Origin of the sequence: Catalinimonas alkaloidigena (assembly GCF_900100765.1) — a bacterium.
Lineage (GTDB): Bacteria > Bacteroidota > Bacteroidia > Cytophagales > Flexibacteraceae > Mooreia > Mooreia alkaloidigena.
Window position 1 is genome coordinate 600,760 of record NZ_FNFO01000003.1, and the last position, 22,239, is coordinate 622,998.

23 protein-coding genes are annotated in these 22,239 nt (G+C 54.9%); 9 read left to right on the plus strand and 14 right to left on the minus strand.

The window, feature by feature from the left end; translation table 11 throughout:
- Nucleotides 1-49: 49 nt before the first annotated feature.
- On the minus strand, nucleotides 50-1,024 hold the full coding sequence (locus BLR44_RS09705; protein ID WP_089681501.1) for a polyprenyl synthetase family protein: 975 nt from the start codon (nucleotides 1,022-1,024) through the stop codon (nucleotides 50-52).
- Nucleotides 1,025-1,254: 230 nt separating this feature from the next.
- Between BLR44_RS09705 and BLR44_RS09710 the strand changes: the two genes are divergently transcribed.
- Together BLR44_RS09710 and BLR44_RS09715 are read left to right on the plus strand one after the other, a co-directional pair.
- A complete protein-coding gene (locus BLR44_RS09710; RefSeq protein ID WP_089681502.1) occupies nucleotides 1,255-2,448 on the plus strand; it encodes an OprO/OprP family phosphate-selective porin in 1,194 nt (397 codons plus the stop codon).
- Between the two features lie 12 nt (nucleotides 2,449-2,460).
- Complete coding sequence (locus BLR44_RS09715; protein ID WP_089681503.1) at nucleotides 2,461-3,741, plus strand: MgtC/SapB family protein; 1,281 nt, start codon at nucleotides 2,461-2,463, stop codon at nucleotides 3,739-3,741.
- Here BLR44_RS09715 and BLR44_RS09720 read toward each other — a convergent pair.
- Nucleotides 3,725-4,759: an acyl-CoA reductase gene (locus tag BLR44_RS09720; protein ID WP_089681504.1), complete on the minus strand. Its 1,035-nt coding sequence runs from the start codon at nucleotides 4,757-4,759 to the stop codon at nucleotides 3,725-3,727. The two genes, BLR44_RS09715 and BLR44_RS09720, sit on opposite strands and share 17 nt — an antisense overlap.
- An 81-nt stretch (nucleotides 4,760-4,840) precedes the next feature.
- Here BLR44_RS09720 and BLR44_RS09725 point away from each other — a divergent pair, with 81 nt between their 5' ends.
- Nucleotides 4,841-5,191 carry a 4Fe-4S binding protein gene (locus BLR44_RS09725; protein WP_089681505.1) on the plus strand — a complete coding sequence of 117 codons (351 nt, stop codon included), beginning with the start codon at nucleotides 4,841-4,843 and terminating at the stop codon, nucleotides 5,189-5,191.
- Between the two features lie 124 nt (nucleotides 5,192-5,315).
- Here BLR44_RS09725 and BLR44_RS09730 read toward each other — a convergent pair whose 3' ends face one another.
- The 4 genes from BLR44_RS09730 to rocD form a co-directional block, all read right to left on the minus strand.
- On the minus strand, nucleotides 5,316-5,537 hold the full coding sequence (locus tag BLR44_RS09730; RefSeq protein ID WP_089681506.1) for a cold-shock protein: 222 nt from the start codon (nucleotides 5,535-5,537) through the stop codon (nucleotides 5,316-5,318).
- Nucleotides 5,538-5,955: 418 nt separating this feature from the next.
- Nucleotides 5,956-6,936 (minus strand): porphobilinogen synthase, encoded by a 981-nt coding sequence (hemB, locus tag BLR44_RS09735; protein WP_089681767.1) that lies wholly within the window; start codon nucleotides 6,934-6,936, stop codon nucleotides 5,956-5,958.
- Between the two features lie 21 nt (nucleotides 6,937-6,957).
- Nucleotides 6,958-8,055, minus strand: a complete 1,098-nt coding sequence (locus BLR44_RS09740; protein ID WP_089681507.1) for a prolipoprotein diacylglyceryl transferase — start codon at nucleotides 8,053-8,055, stop codon at nucleotides 6,958-6,960.
- Between the two features lie 120 nt (nucleotides 8,056-8,175).
- Nucleotides 8,176-9,432 carry an ornithine--oxo-acid transaminase gene (gene rocD / locus BLR44_RS09745; protein WP_089681768.1) on the minus strand — a complete coding sequence of 419 codons (1,257 nt, stop codon included), beginning with the start codon at nucleotides 9,430-9,432 and terminating at the stop codon, nucleotides 8,176-8,178.
- A 141-nt stretch (nucleotides 9,433-9,573) separates the two neighbouring features.
- Here rocD and BLR44_RS09750 point away from each other — a divergent pair, with 141 nt between their 5' ends.
- Both BLR44_RS09750 and rpmB read left to right on the plus strand, forming a co-directional pair.
- Entirely contained in the window at nucleotides 9,574-9,702 is a 129-nt protein-coding gene (locus tag BLR44_RS09750; RefSeq protein WP_176955989.1) for a C1orf53 family protein, read from the plus strand.
- Between the two features lie 70 nt (nucleotides 9,703-9,772).
- Nucleotides 9,773-10,009 (plus strand): 50S ribosomal protein L28, encoded by a 237-nt coding sequence (rpmB, locus tag BLR44_RS09755; RefSeq protein WP_089681509.1) that lies wholly within the window; start codon nucleotides 9,773-9,775, stop codon nucleotides 10,007-10,009.
- Nucleotides 10,010-10,098: 89 nt separating this feature from the next.
- On the opposite strand, the gene BLR44_RS09760 is transcribed toward rpmB, so the two are convergent.
- On the minus strand, nucleotides 10,099-11,154 hold the full coding sequence (locus tag BLR44_RS09760) for a DNA topoisomerase IB (RefSeq protein WP_089681510.1): 1,056 nt from the start codon (nucleotides 11,152-11,154) through the stop codon (nucleotides 10,099-10,101).
- A gap of 254 nt (nucleotides 11,155-11,408) precedes the next feature.
- On the opposite strand from BLR44_RS09760, the gene BLR44_RS09765 reads away from it, so the two are divergent.
- Complete coding sequence (locus BLR44_RS09765) at nucleotides 11,409-11,969, plus strand: type 1 glutamine amidotransferase domain-containing protein (protein WP_089681511.1); 561 nt, start codon at nucleotides 11,409-11,411, stop codon at nucleotides 11,967-11,969.
- Between the two features lie 159 nt (nucleotides 11,970-12,128).
- Here BLR44_RS09765 and BLR44_RS09770 read toward each other — a convergent pair whose 3' ends face one another.
- On the minus strand, nucleotides 12,129-12,542 hold the full coding sequence (locus BLR44_RS09770; protein WP_089681512.1) for a hypothetical protein: 414 nt from the start codon (nucleotides 12,540-12,542) through the stop codon (nucleotides 12,129-12,131).
- 244 nt (nucleotides 12,543-12,786) lie between these two features.
- Between BLR44_RS09770 and BLR44_RS09775 the strand changes: the two genes are divergently transcribed.
- On the plus strand, nucleotides 12,787-13,404 hold the full coding sequence (locus BLR44_RS09775; protein WP_089681513.1) for an HAD family hydrolase: 618 nt from the start codon (nucleotides 12,787-12,789) through the stop codon (nucleotides 13,402-13,404).
- A 53-nt stretch (nucleotides 13,405-13,457) separates the two neighbouring features.
- Here the strand turns inward: BLR44_RS09775 and BLR44_RS09780 are convergent, their stop codons facing one another.
- Complete coding sequence (locus BLR44_RS09780) at nucleotides 13,458-15,134, minus strand: AMP-binding protein (RefSeq protein WP_317042777.1); 1,677 nt, start codon at nucleotides 15,132-15,134, stop codon at nucleotides 13,458-13,460.
- A gap of 129 nt (nucleotides 15,135-15,263) precedes the next feature.
- Here BLR44_RS09780 and BLR44_RS09785 point away from each other — a divergent pair, with 129 nt between their 5' ends.
- The gene (locus BLR44_RS09785) at nucleotides 15,264-16,070 is read left to right on the plus strand and encodes an Fpg/Nei family DNA glycosylase (protein WP_089681769.1); all 807 of its coding nucleotides are present in this window, start codon (nucleotides 15,264-15,266) and stop codon (nucleotides 16,068-16,070) included.
- A 55-nt stretch (nucleotides 16,071-16,125) separates the two neighbouring features.
- Here BLR44_RS09785 and BLR44_RS09790 read toward each other — a convergent pair whose 3' ends face one another.
- From BLR44_RS09790 to moaA, 5 genes are all read right to left on the minus strand, one after another.
- Nucleotides 16,126-16,461: a cupin domain-containing protein gene (locus tag BLR44_RS09790; protein ID WP_089681515.1), complete on the minus strand. Its 336-nt coding sequence runs from the start codon at nucleotides 16,459-16,461 to the stop codon at nucleotides 16,126-16,128.
- A 108-nt stretch (nucleotides 16,462-16,569) separates the two neighbouring features.
- Nucleotides 16,570-17,034, minus strand: coding sequence for a hypothetical protein (locus BLR44_RS09795; protein ID WP_089681516.1), 465 nt, complete (start codon nucleotides 17,032-17,034; stop codon nucleotides 16,570-16,572).
- Nucleotides 17,035-17,036: 2 nt separating this feature from the next.
- Complete coding sequence (locus BLR44_RS09800; protein WP_089681517.1) at nucleotides 17,037-20,126, minus strand: SbcC/MukB-like Walker B domain-containing protein; 3,090 nt, start codon at nucleotides 20,124-20,126, stop codon at nucleotides 17,037-17,039.
- A gap of 248 nt (nucleotides 20,127-20,374) precedes the next feature.
- Entirely contained in the window at nucleotides 20,375-20,818 is a 444-nt protein-coding gene (locus BLR44_RS09805) for a hypothetical protein (RefSeq protein ID WP_089681518.1), read from the minus strand.
- 27 nt (nucleotides 20,819-20,845) lie between these two features.
- Nucleotides 20,846-21,844, minus strand: a complete 999-nt coding sequence (moaA, locus tag BLR44_RS09810; protein ID WP_089681519.1) for a GTP 3',8-cyclase MoaA — start codon at nucleotides 21,842-21,844, stop codon at nucleotides 20,846-20,848.
- Between the two features lie 147 nt (nucleotides 21,845-21,991).
- Between moaA and BLR44_RS09815 the strand changes: the two genes are divergently transcribed.
- On the plus strand, nucleotides 21,992-22,234 hold the full coding sequence (locus BLR44_RS09815; RefSeq protein WP_089681520.1) for a MoaD/ThiS family protein: 243 nt from the start codon (nucleotides 21,992-21,994) through the stop codon (nucleotides 22,232-22,234).
- Nucleotides 22,235-22,239 lie beyond the last annotated feature (5 nt).

Genomic DNA, 22,239 nt, shown 5'->3' on the forward strand with positions numbered 1-22,239 from the left:
TACGAATTTGGGGAGCGATCGGATGAAGCTTGCTGGCACGGTTCGGAGTCTATTTGGTCCGGTCGATGGTATACTGCACCAGTTGGTCGAGCGACTGCCGCGCCGGCGAATCGGGAAACTGGGCGAGCAGCGCACCGGCTTCGTCACGAAAACGGTGCATGGCCTCGGTAGCGTATTGCAGACCGCCGGTTTCTTTGACGTAGGCGATCACCTCGGCCACTTTGCGGGGGTTGTCGGCATGGTTCCGCACCAGCCCGATGATGCGTCTTTTTTCCCGCCACGAACTTTGCTGCAGGGCGTAGATCAACGGCAGCGTCATCTTTTTCTCTTTGATGTCGATCCCGAGCGGCTTGCCGATCTTGTCGGTCCCGTAGTCGAACAGGTCATCTTTGATCTGAAACGCAATGCCCACTTTCTCGCCAAAATCGCGGGCCAGACGAATGGTAGCCGGATCGGTGGTGACCGAAGCGGCCCCCACGGCGCAACAGGAGGCGATTAAGGACGCCGTTTTCTGCCGGATGATCTCGTAGTATACGTCCTCGGTAATGTCGAGCGTGCGAGCTTTTTCGATCTGCAACAGTTCGCCCTCGCTCATTTCCCGCACGGCTTCGGACACGATCTTCAGCAGATGAAAATCGTCGTGATCGATGGAAAGCAATAACCCGCGCGACAACAGGTAGTCGCCCACCAGCACGGCGATTTTGTTCTTCCAGAGGGCGTTGATGGAAAAGAAACCCCGGCGGTAATTTGCGTCGTCGACCACGTCGTCGTGCACCAGCGTGGCCGTATGCAAGAGTTCGATCAGGGCCGCGCCCCGGTAAGTGGAGTCGTTGACCTCGCCGCAGGTACGGGCCGTCAGGAACACAAACATCGGGCGCATTTGCTTTCCTTTGCGCCGCACGATGTAGCTCATGATTTTGTCAAGCAACAGGACGTTGCTCTTCATCGATTGACGGAACCGGGTTTCGAAGTTCCGCATCTCCTCCGCAATCGGAGCCTGAATGTCGGCGATCTGGGCGTTCATTATGCGCTGCAAACATAGTTAAATACAAGCGAAGGGAAGGCGACTCTGCCATAGCACGGTGCACGCCGTTTTTGTGCCCCACAAGCGCGCATCGGCAAACGACGCGCTGACATGGGCGGCCCATTACGAAGCGTGCCGGTTTGGTGTAGTGGCACGTACGTTGCCGCGCTTGCGAACCGCCTTAACCTGCGCTTAACGTTTACGTAACGTATAGACAACGTTTACTCAAATTGTACGCTTCTTACCCTGCTCTTTTCCGATTCCTCCTTGGTACGGCGTGGTTTCTGTACGCCAGCGTTGGTCAGGCCCAAACCGTCGACTCTTCCATTACGCGCACCGTTTACGACGACGGTTTTTACATGGTAAGCGATGATCAGACGCTGCGCTTCGGCGGGAGAATCCAGACCGACTTCCATTGGTCAACTACCCAGGGGGGCGAATGGTTAATCCGGCGGGCTCGTATGCTGGCCACCGGGTATGCATTTCCGCACTTCCGTTACATGCTCAGTGCCCGCTTCGACCGCGGCGAGGCCGAGCTCGATCAGGCGTTTGTCGAATCGCGCCATCTGCCTTATGTACGGGTACGGGCCGGGCAGTTCAAGGAGCCGTTCAGCCAGAGTCGTCTGCTTTCTTCGCTGCAACTCGATCTGATGGAGCGCCCTATGGTCGTGAACGCGCTGACGCCTACTTCCGACATCGGCTTGATGGCGTTTGGCGACGTGCTGGGCGGCTCCCTCGAATACGCCGTCGGCGTCTTCAACGGCCGCCCCTTCAACCAACCGGAAAACAACCGCGCGAAAGATGTAGTCGGTCGGTTGGTAGCCCGGCCGTTCGCACACCGAAAGGCAGCCGCAAGTCACCTCTACGTAGCTATTTCGGGCGCTTCGGGTCTTCGAAACGATTCGCTCGACCTGGTGTCGTTCGAGACTCACCGGGGCACTGCGTTTTACCCACACGCGTCTGTTTTACAGCACGACGGCCGCCTGACACGCCTGGGAGCCGACCTCGAATGGCTCTGGTCGCGTTATACGTTACGGGCCGAATGGTTGCGGGGGCAGTGGAGCGACGTGCGTCATACCCAAACGAACGGGCAACTGGAGGTCGCCGGATTTTACATCACCGCAGGACTGATGCTGACCGACGACGAAAAGCCGCGCACCACTTTGCTGTACCCGCAACACGAATTTCATCCGATGCAGGGGGAGTGGGGCGCCTGGGAAGTTGTGCTTCGCTACGAGCAGATGACCATTACCAATCCGTTGGCCGAACGATTCACCGCGCGCGATCCGTACCGCACCTCCGCCTGGACCGCCGGTCTGAACGGGTATCTGACAGAACACATCAAATGGTCACTGGTGTCGCAATGGGCCACCTGGACAGCGCAGGAACACTCAGTACTGACCCGCATACAGGTAGCCTTTTAACGTTTCTTCGCCATGCCTGACGTCTTTATTTCACTACTGATTTCTCTGGGACTAGGCCTGCTGGTCGGGCTGCAACGCGAACACGCCGACCAAGCGCGCATCGCGGGCATCCGAACGTTTCCGTTGGTGACGCTTTTGGGCACCATGACCGGTCTGCTGGCCCACGATTTTGGGGGTTGGATCATAGCCGCAGGGCTGCTTACGCTCGGGGGCCTGTTGTTCGCCGTCAACTTCAAGTTTCTCGATCGGAAGGTGCTGCATCCCGGGCAAACCACCGAAGTGGCTTTGCTGGTGATGTACTGCATTGGCGCTTACCTGGCTACGGGCCAACGCGCCCCGGCCCTGGTGATGGGCGGCCTGGTGATGGTGCTTCTCTATTTCAAGCAGCCGCTGCATCAGTTTGCCGAACGGCTGGGGCAGCGCAACGTGCACGCCATCGTGCAGTTTGTCATCGTGGCGTTGATCATTCTTCCCGTTCTGCCCGACCGGACGTTCGGTCCCTACGACGTACTGAACCCGCGCCAGCTCTGGCTCATTGTCGTGTTGATTGTGGGCGTCAGCGTTGGCGGCTATTTCATCTACAAGCTGGTCGGTCACAAAGCGGGTACGTTCCTGAACGGGCTTCTGGGTGGGGTGATTTCCAGTACGGCCACCACCATTTCGTACGCCCGCATGAGCCGGGCCGACGCAGGCAACGTTCGCGCTACGGTCCTGGTCATCTTGATTGCGTCGGGTGTCTCGTTTGTTCGGGTACTGGTCGAAGTATTTGCAATTCTGCCCCAGGCGTTGCCGCAGGTAGGGCCGCCGTTGCTGCTCATGGTCGGGCTGTTTGCCTGCCTGATCGTCTTCCTGTCTTTTTTCCGTACGCCACCGCAGGAGCCGATGCCCGAGCCCGAAAATCCTGCCCAACTGAAAAGCGCGGTGGTGTTCGGGCTAATTTTCGCGGTGGTGCTGCTGGCCACGGCGGCGGCCCGCGATTACCTCGGGAACAAAGGGCTGTACGGCGTCGCCCTCTTCTCCGGACTTACCGATGTGGATGCCATTACTATCTCGATTGCTCAGATGGCCGGAGAAGAAGAGGCCGGCGTATCGTACGCCGATGCCTGGCGACTGATCCTGATCGGGTCGCTGGCCAACATGCTTTTCAAAGGTGGCGCGGTCGCAGTGCTGGGCAGCCGGGCGTTGCTCCGGTGGGTAGTGCCGTTATGGAGTGCTGTGTTGGTTGGCGGCCTTTTACTCATTCTGCTGTGGCCCGCCGAAACCGAGTGGTCATTTCTCAGGCTGTTCCGGTAGGCAATTCGACCAGAAATTGCATTGTATCGACCCCATCGGCATACTCCCACACCCGGGGGCGTTGCGCCGTACCGAACGGTACACTGCCGGGGTAAGCGCCTTCCCGAGAAACCAGTGTTTGCAGTTGATTCTCGTGCGCTGCCAACCGTTCCGTGAGGTCCTGATCGCTCTGATAAAACTCGTAATACAACACCGCCAGTGGCGACACCAGCGCCGTTTTCTCTTCCAGCAGCACAATGCCGTTATCGAGGTGGGGTAACCGATTGACGAGGTAAATCGACTTCCGGTAGTCGTAATTGTTGGCGTATTTGTGGTGCAAGATCACTTCCTGGCGCGCGCTCAACACCTCCAGCAGAGGCACGAAGTCGTAGCCCTCGGGGACATACAGTTTGGCCACATTCCGGCAGCCCAACCCGAAATAGAGGAAAATGTCGTCGGCTAACGCAGCAAAATCCGCTGGCGTTTCCTGTCCGTCCAGCACGGCTGCGGAAGCACGATTTTGCCGGATGATGTGCGGGCGACTGGCAAAGTAGTGATGAAAATAGCGCGCGGTATTGTCGCTGCCGGTGGCGATGATCGCCTCCGCATCGTTCAACCGTTCCACGAACTGAATGCGATCGGCGAAGGCGGGTTGCAGGCGCACCAGTTCGTTGCGTACGTACGTAGGCAACACTTCGTCCTGCGAACTGAGCTTGGCCAGCAGCGTATGCCCACTGAGCAGCACGCTCATCATGTCGTGGAACCCCACCAGCGGAATATTGCCCGCCATCACGACCCCTACTTGTTTCGGAGTCACTTGGTCGAGCGGATAGCGGTCCAGCCAGGTGCGCAAATCAGTGGGCTCCAGGAGCCGCACCAACCCGGCCAGGGCGGTCAGAATGTTGCCTTCTGTAAACCACCCGTTTCGTTGGCTGGCCTGAGTGATGGCCGTCGCCAGGGCGGGGGCCTCCGGTCGCCGGAACTGTTCGCGTAATTGAACGAACGCCTCGAGGCGCTCGGCAAGAGAAAGAGGTTGCATAGTGCTTTTTTTGCGTCCGCAACTTAATGCGCTTACTTTTGTTAAAAAAGTAAGTATTCACACAGACTAAACGATACAATTATGGCAATCATGATCACCGACGAGTGCATCAACTGCGGTGCCTGCGAGCCCGAATGCCCCAACACAGCCATTTACGAAGGCGGGGTAGAGTGGACGTATGCCGGTGGTACCGACCTGGAAGGTGAGGTAAAACTGTTAAACGGCGAGGTAGTTGATGCCGAGGCAGAACAGCCACCCGTTTCCGACGAATTCTATTATATCGTAACCAATAAATGTACGGAGTGCATGGGCTTCCATGAAGAGCCTCAGTGCGCGGCCGTCTGCCCGGTCGACTGCTGCGTAGACGATCCCGATCATCGCGAGACGGAAGAAGAACTCCTGGCCAAAAAGGCGTTGATGCACAACGAATAGCGTTACGGCGCTTTGCCATACGCAAACGGCGTCCCGGAATCATCTTCCGGGACGCCGTCTTTTTATATCGTGTAGCAGGCTTCGTGCTTGGCGTTACGCCTGCCTCGGCCCAACGCCTGTACGTTTAGAAATCTGTCTCGATCTTTTCTTTTAGCTTCTCATCCTGCTCTTCGGGAGGCGTATCGGTGATGTTGCCGAACTCATCCACAAAGGCTAACATTTCGGGCAGGGTTCCACCCGACGAGTTTTCCTGGCGCTCTTTTTTGCGCTGCATTTTCTCTTCCTTTTTCTTTTGTCTCTTTTTCTCTTTTTGTCTTTTGATGAAGCTATTTTGAGATCTGCTCATGTATCAGGGTTTATGTTTAAAAATGATAAAGCGTTTTCACCGCGGGCCCGCCTACGCTGCCCGGCTTGCTTACTGAAAACCACGGTCGGTCAGACCACTGCGGTTAGGAAATCGCCGGTGTCAGGTAGATTCCGCTCCAAAAGGGGAAAGAGATCGCAGGAAGAAGAGGGAATACAGCCTCGGCAAGGCTACGGATCTTCCCGAAAAGGATCTCAGCGGAGAAAACTGAAGGACACAGGCGTGTGTAGAGTTTCCTGTTCTATAACTGTAAATATACCATTTTAGTTTGGTTCTTTCTCCCGCTGTTCAGCCTGCCCCTTACGTTCGTACCGAAAGGAGCGCAACAAGGTGGCTTATACGCCAATAGGCCACGATTCTGCGAACCGTGGCCTACCATTTTTTTTGCAATTTCAAGTTACTACCAGCGCCCTTCTTTCACGCCCTGAGCGTACTCTTTGGCGAAGTAAGTCAGGATGATTTTAGCGCCGGCCCGTTTGATGCTCAGCAGCGATTCCAGCATAATCCGTTCGCCGTCGAGCCAGCCCTGGGCCGCAGCCGCTTTGGTCATGGCATATTCGCCACTGACGTTATAGGCCGCAATCGGAATGGGAAAGGCTTCGCTCAGGTCGCGGATGATGTCGAGGTAAAACAGCGCCGGTTTCACCATCAGCATGTCGGCTCCTTCTTCGAAGTCCAGCTCGGCCTCAAGCAGTGCTTCGCGCCGGTTGGCCGGATTCATCTGGTAGGTTTTCTTGTCGCCGAATTTCGGGGCCGAATCGAGGGCATCGCGAAAAGGATTGTAGAACGCCGACGCGTATTTGGCCGTGTACGACATGATCGATACGTCCGTGAAACCAGCGGCATCGAGCTGCTGCCGCATGTACCCGACGCGCCCGTCCATCATGTCCGACGGGCCCAGAATATCGGCACCGGCTTCGGCCTGCGCCACGGCCATGTTTCCGAGGATTTCGAGCGTCTCGTCGTTCAGGATTTTACCGTCCTGCACCAGTCCGTCGTGCCCGTCTGAACTGTATGGGTCCATGGCCACGTCGGTCATCACGCACACGTCCGGGTAGTGTTCCTTGATTTTACGCAGCGTGCTCAGGTACAGCCCTTCCGGATTGGTGCCTTCGGTAGCGCGTCGATCTTTCTTTGATTCCGGTAAACTCGGGAACACGTCGAACGTACGAATGCCCAATTCGGCACAGGCGCCGATCTCGTCCAGCAGGCGATCGGGGGAGTAGCGATACATGCCGGGCATCGAATCGATCGCGACTGCCTGGTTATCGCCCTCGATCAGAAAGATCGGAAAAATCAGGTCGCGCACCGACAGGGTCGTTTCTTCGACCAGTTCGCGGATTACCGCCGACTTACGGTTGCGGCGCGGTCTTCGTATCATCATAGCGAGGAAGTCTGAACGTTAGTTTTCGGAAACGTTTGCGTGCGTTTCCTTGTGTTTTCGGCTCACGTAAATCAGCACAAAAATGCCTGCCAGTACCAGCGGAATGCTGAGCCATTGCCCCATGTTCAACGGAATATCCGCCTCGAAGGCTACCTGATCGGCTTTCACGAACTCGACCAGGAAACGGAAGCCGAACAAGGCAATAAGAAAAATGCCGAAGATTTTGCCTTCTGCCCAAGTAGTGCGGTAACGTTTCCAGAGGAAAAACAGCACCAGGAAAAGAGCCAGGTAGAAACTCGATTCGTACAACTGGGAGGGGTGGCGGGCAATGCCGGCGGCTTGTAGTTTCACTTCGACGCCCGACGGATCGCGCCAAATGTCGAACTTGGGCTCCTGACCGGGGGGGAGGTAGACGTCTTCGATGACCCGGGAGGACGTCAGCACCGGTTGCACAGCGGCCTGCAGCAACCGATCGATTTCCATATCGTTCCGGTAGTTGCGACGCACCGTAATGTCCAGGGTCACGGGCGTTTCGCCCACTGTGCCTCCCTTTTCGGCCTCGACGTCCAGAATGGCGTCGTTACGCGCCATGATCCACTCTTCGGCCAGCCGCGCAAACACCACGCCGTATTGGCTGTTGGTGGGTTTTCCGACGATCTCCGAGTTCATAAAATTGCCGAGGCGAATCAGGCACCCCGTCAACGCTACTACGATTACGATCCGATCCAGAATCCAGAAATAGCTTTGATTGGGTCGCTTGCGTGCGTACAGCCAGAGCGCGAACAGAATACCGAACGCGCCGCCGTGGCTCGCCAGACCGCTCAGCCCTCCGTTCCAGAAACGGATGACGCCAATCGGGTCTTCCACAAAAATTTCCGGCTCGTAGAAAATCACGTGCCCCAGCCGCGCCCCGATGACGGTCGCCACCACCATGTAGATCGTCAGCGTGTCGACGTCTTTCTGCGGACGGCCATCTTTCCGAAAGAAATAAAACATGATCTGCTGGCTGATGATGAACCCCAGCGCGAAAAACAGACTGTAATACCGAAGCGGGAAGTTGATTCCAGGAATGGTAAAAATTTCCGGATTAATGTCCCAGACAATGTAGGAAAGCATGTAGCGTAACAAAATGGTTGGCCCCCGTAAAGGTAACGCAACCACCCCTGAATTGCTTGCTTTTTAGTAGGCGTGCTTGGCAGCGAGGGGCAACCCTATGCTCTCCTGCCTGTGTCGCCCTTACAGGGTAGTACTTGCGGTGGCTTTAAAAGCCAGCACCGTCTGTTCGATGATGTCGCAACACGCGTGCAATTGCGCTTCGGTCATGACCAGAGGTGGCGCAAAGCGGATGATGTTGCCATGCGTTGGCTTGGCCAACAGGCCGTTTTCTTTGAGTTGCAGGCACAGGTTCCAGGCCGTTTCACTCTCCTCGGAATCGTTGATGACGATGGCGTTGAGCAAACCCTTGCCACGTACCAGCGTCACCAGATCGGTCTTCTCGATCAACTGTTGCATCCGCTCCCGGAAAAGCACACCCAACCGGTCGGCCTGTTCGGCCAACTTTTCGTCGCGCACGACTTCCAGGGCCGCCATGGCCACTTCGCAGGCGAGGGGATTGCCGCCAAACGTGGAGCCGTGTTCGCCCGGCCGGATGGTCAGCATGATTTCGTCGCGGGCCAGCACAGCCGATACCGGATAAACGCCGCCCGAAAGGGCTTTCCCCAGAATCAGAATATCGGGACGGAAACCTTCCCAGTCGCAGGCCAGCAGCTTGCCGGTGCGTGCGATGCCCGTCTGCACTTCGTCGGCAATAAAAAGAACGTTTTTCTCCCGACACATGTCGAAAGCTTTGCGCAGGTAGCCGTCGTCGGGCACCACCACGCCCGCTTCGCCCTGAATGGGCTCAACCATAAAACCTGCTACGTTCGGGTCTTGCAGCGCCTGCGCCAGCGCTTTCAGGTCGTTGTAGGGGATCACTTCGTAGCCCGGCATGTAAGGACCAAAGCCCCGGAAGCTCACCGGATCGGTCGACGCGGAGATGGCCGCCAGGGTACGCCCCCAGAAATTGCCTTCTACAAAAATGATTTTGGCTTGGTTTTCGGGCACACCTTTGACCGTGTAGGCCCACTTCCGACAGAGTTTGATGGCGGTCTCGCCCCCTTCTACACCCGTATTCATGGGCAGCACGCGGTCGTACCCAAAAAATTCGGTGATGAAGCGCTCGTATTTGCCCAGAATGTCGTTGTAGAACGCTCGCGAAGTCAGGGTAAGTTTTTGTGCTTGGCTCACCAATGCCTGGATAATTTTGGGGTGGCAGTGGCCCTGATTCACAGCGCTGTAAGCCGACAGAAAATCGTAGTACCGCCGGCCTTCTACGTCCCACAGGTACACGCCTTCGCCACGCGCAAGCACCACGGGGAGCGGATGGTAGTTATGGGCGCCGTAGCGGTCTTCCAGGTCGATGGCCTGTTGGCTCTGTGGAATGAGTTCGGTCATGGTCGTAGGATCGGTCAAGGTGCCTGCCTTTTGAACAAAGCAGCGGCAGGCAGGTTTCTGAACAATAAAGGTACCACCAAAAACGTGAAGAAGGAAAAAGACGAATCGGCAAACGCACCGCGCCCCAGAGGCGCTGCTCACCTGCAACCCGGCGACTATTACTACAACGAGCAGGGGTTTCTGGTGTTTACAGCGCAGTATCACCTCCGCCGGGGGTATTGCTGCCGCAGCGGCTGCCGGCACTGCCCGTATGGATTTAAGCCAAATTAATCTGCCATCACGGTTGACTCTTTCAAATCCTTTCGCGACATTTGCCCTCCATTTTAAAAGACGCTTTGTTATGTCACAGGTTTGTCAGATCACAGGGAAGCGCCCACGCACTGGTAACTACGTATCGCACGCTAACAATAAAACGAAACGCAAGTTTTATCCAAACCTGCACAAGAAGCGCTTCTACATTCCCGAAGAAGATCGCTGGGTTACGCTGAAGATTTCATCGACGGCGTTGCGCACCATCAATAAAAAAGGCATCACTGCCGTTTTGAAAGAAGCACGCGCAGCCGGCAAAAAATTCTAATATTTCTATTCCGTTTAAACGGAAAACGTTGAGGTTTAAGTAAAAAGAGAGCGACTGCGAACAGTTGCTCTCTTTTTTTGTTCTCGGCGCTACGCGGCGTGTGCTTCCGCCTCCATGATGGCCATCAGCTGCATTTCTTCGGGCTTGAGGTAGTCTTCGTAGCGGCGGTATTTTCGCTGCCCCTGCTGCATAAAGTCGGCAACTGTGCCGTCTTCGACTGCTTGTAACACCGCCGGATGGATGTAGTATTCGCGGCACACCGCCACCGTGTTACCCAGCAATTCCGCTACCTTTTTGACCAGACACTGTTGAAGCTTTTTTCGGGGATGGGTACTAACTTCGTCACAGGCTTCTTCCAGGCGCAGCAAGGCCAGCGTACTGCCCCCCCAGGTCCGGAAATCTTTGGCCGTAAACGACTGGCCCGTAATTTCATTCAAGTAATGGTTGACGTCCTGCGAATCGATGCGGTGGCGTTCGCCGTCCTCATCCCAGTATTTAAACACCTCGTAGCCCGGCAATTCGGCGCACTGCTTCACCAGGCGGGCAAGGCGGCGGTTCTGAATCTTCACTTTGCGATTTTTCCCGCTTTTGGCTTTATACTCGAACGTAATGCTTTTGCCTTCTTCGTGGATGTGCTTGCGTCGCAGGGTCGTCAGCCCAAATGTTTTGTTTTGTCGCACGTAAGTCATGTTCCCAATGCGGATAAACGATTCGTCCAATAGGCTCGTCACCAACGCCAACACCTTCGTTTTGGTCCACTTCCGCTGGCGCAGGTCACGCTCTACGGTCTCGCGAATCAGGGGCAGGTTTTGACCGAACTGCAACAGGCGGTAAAACTTTGTTCGGTTGCGATAGTCGGTCCAGTCCGGATGGTAGAGGTATTGCTTCCGTCCACGCTCGTCGCGCCCGGTAGCTTGCAGATGTCCGTCTGCCGCGGAGCAAATCCACACGTCGGTATAGGCCGGAGGGATGCCCAACCCTCGCAGGCGCTCCAGCTCATGTTCGTTTTTGATATACTTCCCTTCAGCATCCAGAAAGGCAAAGCCACGGCCTTTACGCACGCGCGTATAGCCCGCTTCCGTGTCGGCGGTATAGGTCAGGTTGGGTGGCGCGATGGCGTCGGGTGGTAAAGCGATGGCTCCCATAGGGCACAGGGGTCTAAAGTGGATTGCAACTTCTATACGCAAAGCCGCAGGCTAAGTTAGCGCGGACAGCAGTCGGAACGCCACCGGCAAACCCGGCAACCATCCTGTTAAAAAAAATGAACAACCACGCTATTTTGAAATACTTAAGAGAGTATTGAAACCGTATGCAAACAAGTGGCGTATTTTAAAATGTAACTAACGCCAATAAATTACTTGGCATTTACAATTTTTAGAACTAGAAACAGATTACAGTTATGAGTAAACTGAAAGATAAAAAAGTTGCCATTTTGGTAGCGAATGGATTTGAACAAGTAGAATTTACCGAACCCAAAAAAGCGCTGGAAGAAGCGGGAGCTACCGTGCACGTAGTTTCTCCGGAAGACGGACACGTGAAAGGATGGGATCATACCGATTGGGGGATTACTGTCCCGGTCGATGTCGCTGTAGATCAGGCCAACGCACAAGAGTACGACGCCTTGATGTTGCCGGGTGGTCAGATGAACCCCGATAACCTGCGGGTCAACCCGAAAGCTGTGCAATTTGTACGTGATTTCTTCGCACAACATAAACCCGTAGCGGCCATTTGCCACGCGCCCCAATTGCTGATCGAGGCGGGTGTGGTCGAAGGACGTACCGTTACTTCGTTCCCGTCCATTAAAACGGATTTGATCAATGCTGGTGCTAATTGGGAAGATCGCGAAGTGGTAACCGATCAGGGGCTGGTCACCAGCCGTAAACCTGACGATATTCCGGCGTTTAACCGGAAAATGATTGAGGAAATTCGCGAGGGTAAGCACGCCGAGCAGACTGTATAGATTGCTCAACTTGCTGCTTAAATTTGCAAAAGTCGATTGGAGTCTCTATCCGATCGGCTTTTTTATGGCCCTAATTCCTTATTATTTTTAAGCTACATACAAAAAGCCCGTGCTATTGGTATAGCACGGGCTTTTTGTATGTAGTTAGTAAATGCTTTGTTAAGCGGAAACCATTTCTTCTACATCCGCTACTTTTTCCACGTCCTGCATCTTCAGAATTTTTGCAGTGATGCCGTGTTTTTCCAGCAAGCGGTTGGTGAAGCTCAACTTTCCGTAAGGGACCAGCAGATAAAACTCACCGTTGCGGTGCTCTGCCAGCGTAGAGAAAAGGCGCCATTTGCCAGCGGTCTTTAGTTTATCACTTTTCGATTCCGTCACAATATCAAAATAGCACTTTCCTCCATTTCTGCGCGCAGTGATATCCGGCACGAACGATTCCTCGTCGTTTTGGCGAACGATGGCCGCCGGTTTTTCTTTATCGGGGACATCAGCGCGAATCTGGTCGTATCCTTTTTTCTCCAGGTAATCAACTGCGGCGCTTATCAAATAAGAATACTCTTTGCTAGAAGGCATAATGTGTTTTTTTAGTGAAAATAATTGCTTGCGGTACGTCGTTCAACGCCCGAATAATAATGATCCAGCCAAAAATGGAAGCCGAATAAGAAGGAGTGCTCTAGTATAACCCCTGGGCTAGCTGATAAGTTCCTTGCTCCTGAATTCAATGTAAAGAGATGATGTAAGCGCGGCGTAGGGGTCCTTGTCAAAAGAGCTAGGGGAAACGACATCAAACCAAGAGGCCTTTACGTAAACAGCAGGCATGACCCCAACTGCACCACCCGTCCCGATCGCGGTTTTCGATCTTAACCAGGCTCTCTATCGAAAGTCTTCCAAGGAAGAGTTTTACAAATTCATCTGTTTCAAGCACGAAACGAAGCTTTTCAATCTGGTTCGGCAACGGCTCGCCGGGCTGGCCCATCGCCTCGGCCTAATGGGTCAAACCGAATTCAAAGAGAATTTCTTTCGCTACCTGGATGGCCTGCCGCCCGAAAAAGTCGCCGAGTACGCCCGCGAATTCTGGCATATTGAGTACCCAAAGCACTTCAATGCTCCCTTGCTGACACGCCTGCGTGAGTTGCAAAGGTTAGGTATCGACGTGTGGATTTCGTCAGGGGCTTTTGAAGTTTACTTGCTGCCCCTCGGTGAATACCTGGACATCACCGGACTTTTCGGGACGCGCGTCGCGTACCGAAACGGAAAATATCAGGTGGTGGGGCAGGCCAACAAAGACGGTGAAAAAATAAGGCGCTTCGATGGCCACTATGGCTCGGGACAGTATCGGATCGTAGAGGCGTATTCGGACGGAGACGCTTCGCTGCTGGCGAAGGCCGACAAAGGCTATACAGTAGAACCGGACGGCTCGTGGCATCTGGCCTAAATGCAAAAGCCCCGCTTTTCACGAGGCTTTTGGGAGATGAATATCTTGTTTATTTATCGCAGTTCGCGGCGCAGAATTTTCCCTACGTTCGACTTCGGTAACTGGTCGTAAAACTGAACATGCTTCGGCACTTTGTAACCGGTCAGCGTTTTGCGACAGTGGGTGATCACGTCCTCTTCTGTCAGATTAGGGTCTTTTCGCACAATGCACGCCTTAACGCGTTCGGTCGATTCGGAGTCGGGCATACCGACCACAGCGCATTCCAGTACACCCGGGTGTTTTGCGATTTCGTCCTCCACTTCGTTGGGATAGACGTTAAAGCCCGATACGAGAATCATATCTTTCATCCGATCCACGATGCGCACGTATCCTCCTTCGTCCATAACTCCCACATCGCCAGTGCGAAACCAACCGCCCGCGAAAAATACCCGCTTGGTCTCTTCGGGTTGTTTAAAGTAGCCTTTCATGACCTGAGGGCCACGCGCACAAATCTCGCCCCGTTCGCCCATCGGCACTTCCTGTCCCTGGTCGTCCATGATCCGCAGTTCGGTGCGTGGCAGGGGCAGGCCGATCGTGCCGGGGCGGTTCTGCAGCGGATGGTTACACGTCAAGACCGGTGACGTCTCGCTTAACCCGTATCCTTCCACGATAGGACAGCCCGTCAGTTGCAGCCAGCGTTCGCCGACCGCCTGTTGCAGGGCCATACCACCCGCGATGTAAAGTCCGTTTTCGGGAAACTTGATGCTGGTGAAGTCTGCCTGATTCATCAACCCATTGAACAGCGTGTTCAGTCCGGTAAACACCGTGAAGCGGTGTTTCTGCATGGTTTTGATAAATCCGGGCATGTCGCGCGGGTTGGTGATCAGAATCAACTTAGCCCCCAGGTGCATCAGGAAAAGGCTGTTGACCGTCAGCCCAAAAATGTGGTAGAACGGAAGCGCCGCCAGTAAAACTTCCTGCCCTGGTTTCAGACGCGAATACCACTCTTTCGATTGCAACACATTCGCTACGATATTGGCGTGCGAAAGATCTGCCGCTTTGGGCACACCCGTAGTGCCGCCCGTATATTGCAAAAAGAGGGTCTGATCGGAGCTGACCGAAGGTTTCTGGTACGTTTGGTTACGCCCGCTTCGGAGTGCTTTGGTAAACGAAATGGCTTGCGGCAGTTGAAACGCCGGAACCATTTTCTTTACGTATTTGACCACCGCGTTGATCAAGGTACGCTTCAGCGGCGGCAGCATGTCGCCTACCTCCGTGACCACGACCAACTGAAGCTTGGTCTCGGGCAAAATCTTCTCCAGCTTGTCTGCGAAATTGGCCAGAATCACAATCGCTTTAGCATCCGAATCACGCAGAGGCTTCAGCATTTCGCTGGCCGTATACAGGGGGTTCAGGTTAACAATCGTAAGCCCCGCCCGAATGGCCCCATAGAGGGCAACCAAATACTGCAGCACGTTGGGCATCTGCAGGGCGATGCGATCGCCGGGCTTTAGTCCGTTGCTTTGCAGAAAGGCCGCGAAGTGGCAGGAAGCTTCCTCCAGTTGATCGTACGTCATGGTATACCCCAAGTTCTCCTGAGCTTCATGATCGCCGTAACGGGCAAACATCTCTTCCAACATTTCTACCACGTTGGAATAAGCAGCGGGATCGATGTCCCACGTGACTCCTTCGGGGTAGGAATTTAGCCAGGGCATCGCAGTCTTTTCGGTGGGTGTGGTGGTGTTACTCATCGTTTGGTAATTAAGACAGGTTACAGCAATATAATGATTTTTGTGGATTACCTGCCGTACGGCATACGGTGCCCTGAAACAATCAGAGGCCCTAAATGCTTGTATTTTTATTCATTTTTTCGTTTTGAGATGCCCGAATTACCCGAAGTAGAATGGCTGCGGCGGTACGCCGAAGAGACTGCCTTGCAACTCCCCATCGAAGAGGTTCTGATCGAACCGGGCTACGAAGCCCGGCTGGCCGTAGCGCCGGAAGCCATGCGCGCCGCGCTGGTAAGGCAGGCGTTTGTCGCTACCGACCGGATCGGGAAATACCTGTTTTTGCACCTCGACAGCGGCACGGTGCTGATGATGCATTTCGGGATGACGGGCTGGTTGCAGTACTACCGCGACGAGCCGCCCCGCTTTGCCCGCTTCCAACTGGAATTTGAGAACGGCTACCGGCTGGCCCTGACCGATCCGCGCAAATTCGCCCGGTTGGATCTGACCGATTCGGTGGAAGGCTACCGACAAAAGAAGAAACTGAGCCACGACGCCCTCACCATGTCGGCCGATGAGCTTTGGGAAAACCTGCGTAGACGGAAGACGATGATCAAACCGGCGTTGCTCGACCAGCGGGTGGCGGCGGGCGTGGGCAATTGGATCGTCGACGAGGTGTTGTTCCAGACCCATCTCCATCCGGAAACCCGCGTAAACGAACTCGACGAAGCGCAGGTCCGCGACCTCCACCAGGCGCTGCAACGCATCCTGCGCGTCGCCATCGAACACGAAGCAGATTACGCCACGTTTCCGCGCGGATTCCTGATCAAGAACCGTTGGGTGAAAGACCACGAGCGCGACGGCGGCGCGTACACGTGTCCACGCTGCGAAAGCCCGATTCTGTACACGCAGGTGGGAGGGCGGGGCACGTACTACTGCCCCGTTTGCCAGGGCACATGAAAAAAGCCCCTTCGGGTGAAGAGGCTTTCAAAATTCAATGACTTCCGAACCGCTATTAGTCGCGGTCGTGCAGATGAGCCGGCGGTGAAGTCACCTCAACGGCCGAAAAGGTTTCCAGAATTTTGTAGGTGTGCTTCGCACCCTTCGGCACGACGTACGAGTCGCCAGGCTGCAACACTACGGTTTGTCCTTCGGACTGCAACTCGGCTTTGCCTTTCAGCACGTAACCGACCGTTTCGTAAGGGCGGCTCACTTCCGGTTTCTGTTCGCCGGGTTCCTCGTCTTCCCACTTCCGCATGGCCAGGCTCACGCCGGTGGCCAGAAATTTCTCACCGTGCTCGGCGGTGGGTGAATAGTCGGAATCTATTTTTTTGATGGTTGTATCTCCCATGATCTGTTACATTTTAAAAGTTTGTTCGCCACAAAGGCGTACTCTATGTAACGATCTGGAAGAAAAGCGGTTACACTTGAAGAAGAAGTGCTTATATAAAGTGAGTCTTTACTTTTCTAATTTTTCCCCAAATAGCTTGAGGCATGTTTGGTAGGCGCTTCGTTCAAATCTATATTGGGGCAAGTCGAACCATTCAACTGCGGTTCCGATCTTCTCTGGAATTGTAGAAAAGGAAATGTCTCTTCCTATTCTTTGCCAAGTGATTATGTCGTTGCTGTGGTTGATCTCAACCACAATCACTGTGCAAGTAAAGTCGCAATCGTCAGGACACATCAGGATCGGGGCAACTGCGCAATGACCATCCTCAGGCAACACACGGCTCCATGTCACACGACGCTCTTCCTCGTTCTCAAGCCAGTGTAGAAGCGTAGGAACTAGTCCTTTCAATCTCAACTTATCTTCCGGATCTACTGCATGAATGATGTGGTCTAACGGCTGTCCATCGATAAGCAGTACTAAATGAGCCTCGTCAGCATACGCGCTCTTTTGCATCTTCGCTTCGAGTACGTTCATGCTCACTCCCAACTGTACGACACCTGGCTGCCGTGTTCGCGGTGGTTCTCGATCCTGAGGTAGACGCCGATTTCCTGTTGCAGTTCTTCGACGTGGGAGATGATGCCGACGATGCGGTTTTCTTTTTGCAGCGCCTTGAGGGTTTCGAACACGAGCCGAAGCGAGTCCTTGTCGAGCGCGCCGAAGCCTTCGTCGAGGAAGAAAAAGCTTTGTTCCGCCTGATTGAGAGCCTTCACGTTCTCGGCGAGGGCGAGGGCGAGGCACAGGGCCGCCTGGAAGGTCTGTCCGCCCGAGAGGGTTTTCAGCAAGCGGGTTTTGCCATCGTTCAGGTGATCGCGCACCACAAACTCGTTCGTGTCGCTCAGCTCCAGACTGAAGTGGTTGCGCGTCAGGCGGGTAAACCGCTCGTTGGCCGCTTCGCAGAGGTTCTGGAGGTAGATGCTGGAGACGTAATCGACAAAGCCGCTACCGCGGAACAAACCCGCCAGTTCTTTCAGGTTGTCGAGGCGGTGCTGTTGCACTTCCAGCATCTTTTCCACGCTCTGGCGGTTCTGCCGACGGACGATCAGCTCGTCTAAGGCTTTGTTTTGCAACGCAATCTCGCGTTTGTCTTCGTCCAGTTCCTTCTTGGCCGAATCGAGCGCGCCGCAGTGGTGCAGGTATTCGGCTTCGTCCCACTGCTGTCCGCTGGCCCGCTCGCGCAACAGACTCAGGTTATACTCCGTGGTATCGAGCAACCTGTAAAAGTCCTGAATTTCTTTGCGTTCCTGCGCAATGTCGAGTGATTCGCGCAGCAGCGCTTCCACTTCGGGCAGATCCTGGAATTCGTGAACGGCGCACAGGCGCGTCAATTCTTCCGTCGCCTGCGTTTCTTGCACGCGGAGGTGCTGCAACGCGAGGGTTTCTGTGCTGAGTTGCCCTTCCAGAAGGCTGCGCTGCTGTTCATGCTGGCGCTGGGCAGCATCGGCCTTCTCGTAGTTCTGCTCAATTTCGGCGATGCGGGCCTGTCCTTTTTCCAAGTTGGCTTCCAGCCGTTCTACCGAAAACCTCTCGAACTGTGCCTCTTCGAAATGCTTCAACAGGTTGCTGTAGGCTTCCACCTGCGTTCGGGTCGCGACCCGCTTCTTCTCAAATTCGTTGAGCGCGAGTTGTGCTTTCTGGTTGACTTCCTCCTGAGTCTGTACGTCTTCGCGGAGTTGCTTCAGCGCCTGCCGGGAGTTGTGCAGTTCGGCCTGATGCTGGCGGGCGGCTTTCAGTTGCTGCTCCACCGCGTCGAGCGTGGCCCCGGCGTAATCGGACCAGACAAACTGCTGCTGATGGGTTTCGACCTGCTGCTGCGCGCGTTGCAGCACGCCTTGTTGCGTTTCCAGTTGGGCGTCGATCCGACTCGCTTCCGTGTCCAGCAGACGCACTTCCTCGCGCAACTGATGCAGGCGCTGTTCGCCTTCTTCAAACTTCTTAACGCGCGCCTCGGCTTCGGCGACGTCCTGGTCGGCCGTGTGGCGGACCGTCACGGCGGGGTGGTGCGTTGCGCCGCAAAGGGGACACGATTCGCCTTCGCGCAGGTCGTCGGCGTACCGAGCCAGGGTCTGACGGATCAGTGCCTGTTGCAGCTCGTGGCGCAACTGTTGCAGCCGGGCGTGAATCTTTTGCTCTTCTTCGCTGACACGCTCGTAAAACGGAGCGAAGTCCGTCAGGCCCGCGAAGGCTTTGGTCTGGTTCAGGCGCTCCTGCAGCCGCTGCGTTACGGCTTTCTTCTGCGTACACAACCGCTCCTGCTCCGCTTTGGCCTCTTCGAGCGCGCGGTGCTGTTTGTCGCGCTGTTGCAGCCAGTTTTGCACCTGCGTCAGTTCGGCCGTGTCGGGCTGGTTGGTTTCCTGCTCGGCCAGTTGCTGCTCGCGTTCCGTCAGTTGCCGACGGTGGAGCTTCAGTTTCGTTTCGACCTGCTGGGCGCGGGCCTGTTCGGTTTCGGCCTGTTCGGCGAGGCTGTCCTGTTCGGCCCGCAGGTTTTTCAGACGGATCAGGTGCCGCAGGTCGTCGGCCTGTTCTTTTAGACGGTCGCGCGTTTCGTAGGCCGCTTTGGCCTCTTGGAGTTGGTGGGCGGCCGTTTGCAGGGCGGTCTGGTTTTCGTCCGCCTGCTGTTTCAGTTGCGTCAGGCGCGTTTCTTTCGCGTCGATTTCCTGCTGCCGTTGCACGCGACGCTCCAGCTTGTCGCCGAAGTAGGTACGGGCGCGTTCGTAGCGCAGCATCCGCTGTTCCTGCGCATGGTAGTGCTGCTTTTGTTCGCAGAGCATCGCCCATTGCGCTTCGGCCTCGCGGATTTCGCGGAACAGCTTCCGCAGTTCGTCGAGTTGCGCCTTTCGCAATTCCAGGTTTTTCACCTCAGCTTCGCCCGCCCGGATGCTGATTTTCAGTTCCTCGATGCGGTGCTGCCGGTTCGCGATGTCGTCTTCGTCCACCACGCCGATGCCCGCCAATTGCCCTTCCAGGTTGGAGATGACGTGCTTGGTGCGGCTGGTCAGGACGTTGGTCTTTTGAAAGAGGTCGAATTTTTCCAGGTGGAACAACTGCTTCAGCATTTTGGAGCGGTCGTTCGGTTTCTGGTCGATGAATTCGCGGAACTTGCCCTGCGGAATGATGATCGTCTGCATGAAGTTCTCGTAACTCATGCCGATGATGCGCTCGGCATCGCTCACGCCGATCATCGGGTCCCAGTCGGCTTTCTCGTCGCACCAGCGCAGGAACCGCCGGGCGTCGACACTCACCTGGTCGAACCGCTTTTTCTTCCGCTTCGCTTTGAACAGGAACCGGTATTTCTGTTGATTCTGTGGCCCGCAGCGGAACGTGAAGTCGATCGACATCTCGTCGCTTTGCAGGTTCATCATGTTGTAATACCGGTCGTCGCCCGACTTGTTGAGCCGGTCGCTCCGGTCATAGAGCACGAACATGATGGCTTCGAGGATGCTGGATTTCCCACTGCCGACCGCCCCGAAGATGCCAAACAACCGCGACGACGTGAGGGTGGCAAAGTCGATGGTTTGCGGTTCTTTGTAGGAGTAAAGGCCCTGAAGGGTCAGGAGTTCGGGAATCATGCGCGACAGAAACGAATGTTACGTTAGCAAGTCACATTGAAGTTAGAAAATTCCCGCAATTGCAGAAGAACGCAAAAGCGCATTGTGGAAAAGTTGTGGAAAAAGAATTGGTAATCCACAGGTTGTCGACAGAGTTGTACGTTTCGGGCTTGGTTTTCAGGAAGATTCATTCGTAGCGACGGAATTAATTCCGTCGCAATAGAGGTTTAAATTTATCTGCTTGCCGTTGCCACAAACAGATATTAAGATCATGTACTGGCGGCCAAGCTATTAAGAAAATTAAGCCACTTTGTAGCAATTTGTCGAAACACCAGGGTATCCAAGTTCATTCTGTCATCTTTCACAGCCATTTTTATACCCTCTGTCAAATTTTTTTCTGAAGTAAAATATGTTTTATGAGGATCAATAATCGCAGTCAACAGAACTGATACTAAAACTTCATCTCCCCAGTTTCTCTCCACCACTTCGTCTATTGTAGGTATCAAATCTTCTGTAATATCTTTTTCATGCCAATTAAATCGAAAGAAATCTCCTACATAGTTGTAGTAACCCGTCTCTAAGTCCTTTACAAAGAGAGTAGGTGCATTAAGTTTCTGCTCAAACACATAGCATTCTAATTCATATTTACCACAGCTCAGCACAGTTAAGCTAAACTTTACACTTTCTTGTATATATGGGTTCTTACTTCTCATGATAACACTGATTCATACCTGATACAATCATCCGCCAATGGTAGCCATCGATTCGGTGACGGGCGTGCGCTGGCGTTCGGCTTCGAAGCCGTCTTTGGCACGGTGCCGAAAGGTGTGGATGAGGGAAGTCTTGATTTGTTCGTCGGAGGCGTCGCTACGAAGTAAGGCCCGTAGGTCGAGGACGCCTTGATCGTAAAGGCAGGTTTTCAGGCCACCCTGGGCCGTGATGCGGAGGCGGTTGCAGGTGCCACAAAACGTCCGGCTGAACGCCGCGATGATGCCGATCCGTCCTTGGTAGCCGGGCACCACGTAATGGTGCGCGGTAGAGTTGGGATGGTCTTCCACCTTTTGCAGATCGGGGTAGTGCGTACGCAGGTAGTCGAAGATGCGCTTGTAGGTCCAGGTGAGGGTAGGGTAGTGGTTGCCCTCGCCATTGAACGGCATCTCTTCAATGAACCGGATGTCGACCGGCTGGTGGCGCGTCAGTTCCACGAGCGGCAGGATGTCGTCGATGTTTTGCCCTTCCATCACCACGGCGTTGATCTTTACCGCGATATTGTGCTCCAATAGCGACTCGTACGTAGCCCAGACCCGGTCGAACTCGTCGCGGCGGGTGATTTGCAGGAACCGCTGGCGGTCCAGCGTATCGAGGCTTAAGTTCACCGTCCCGACGCCCATCGCCTTCAGCGCGGGTACATGCGGTTGCGTCAGCACGCCGTTGGTGGTCAGGTTCAATTGCTCGATGCCCGGGATGGCACTCAGCCGCTCCATGAATGGCACCAGATCGCGGCGGACGAACGGTTCGCCACCCGTGATGCGCACTTTTCGGATGCCCAGTTGCGCCAGCAACGTCACCAGCCGCTCCATCTCCTCGTAGCGCAGCAATTCCTTTTTGGGCAGGTATGGAATCCCTTCCGCCGGCATGCAGTAGAAGCAGCGCAGGTTGCACCGATCCGTCACCGCCAGCCGCAGGTACTGTAGCGGGCGTCCGTGGTTATCGTACAAAGTCGGGAAAGGAGCGTCCATAACGGGAAGTTCAATTCATCAAAAGTCAGGATCGGGGCTTTTTGTTCCGAGGGTGGCCGTTCGGGAACGATAAAGTTAACGTTTTTGCTTGCATGAAGTTAGACGCCTTTGTTTTTCACCCGCTTGTCTTAGTTTTGATCTCACAACATGGAACTGAACCTTTTGCTTTTTGGCATTACCCGCGAGGTAGTGGGCGCGTCGCAGTTGCCCTACACGCTTCCGGAAGCGGCGACGGTGGATGCGTTGCTGGCCCAGTTGCGGAACGATTACCCGCCGCTGCAAAAACTCACCTCGCTGCTGGTCGCGGTCAACAGCGAATACGCCGAACCCGATCAGGTGTTGCACCCTTCCGACGAGATTGCGCTGATTCCGCCCGTCAGTGGCGGCTGATTCCC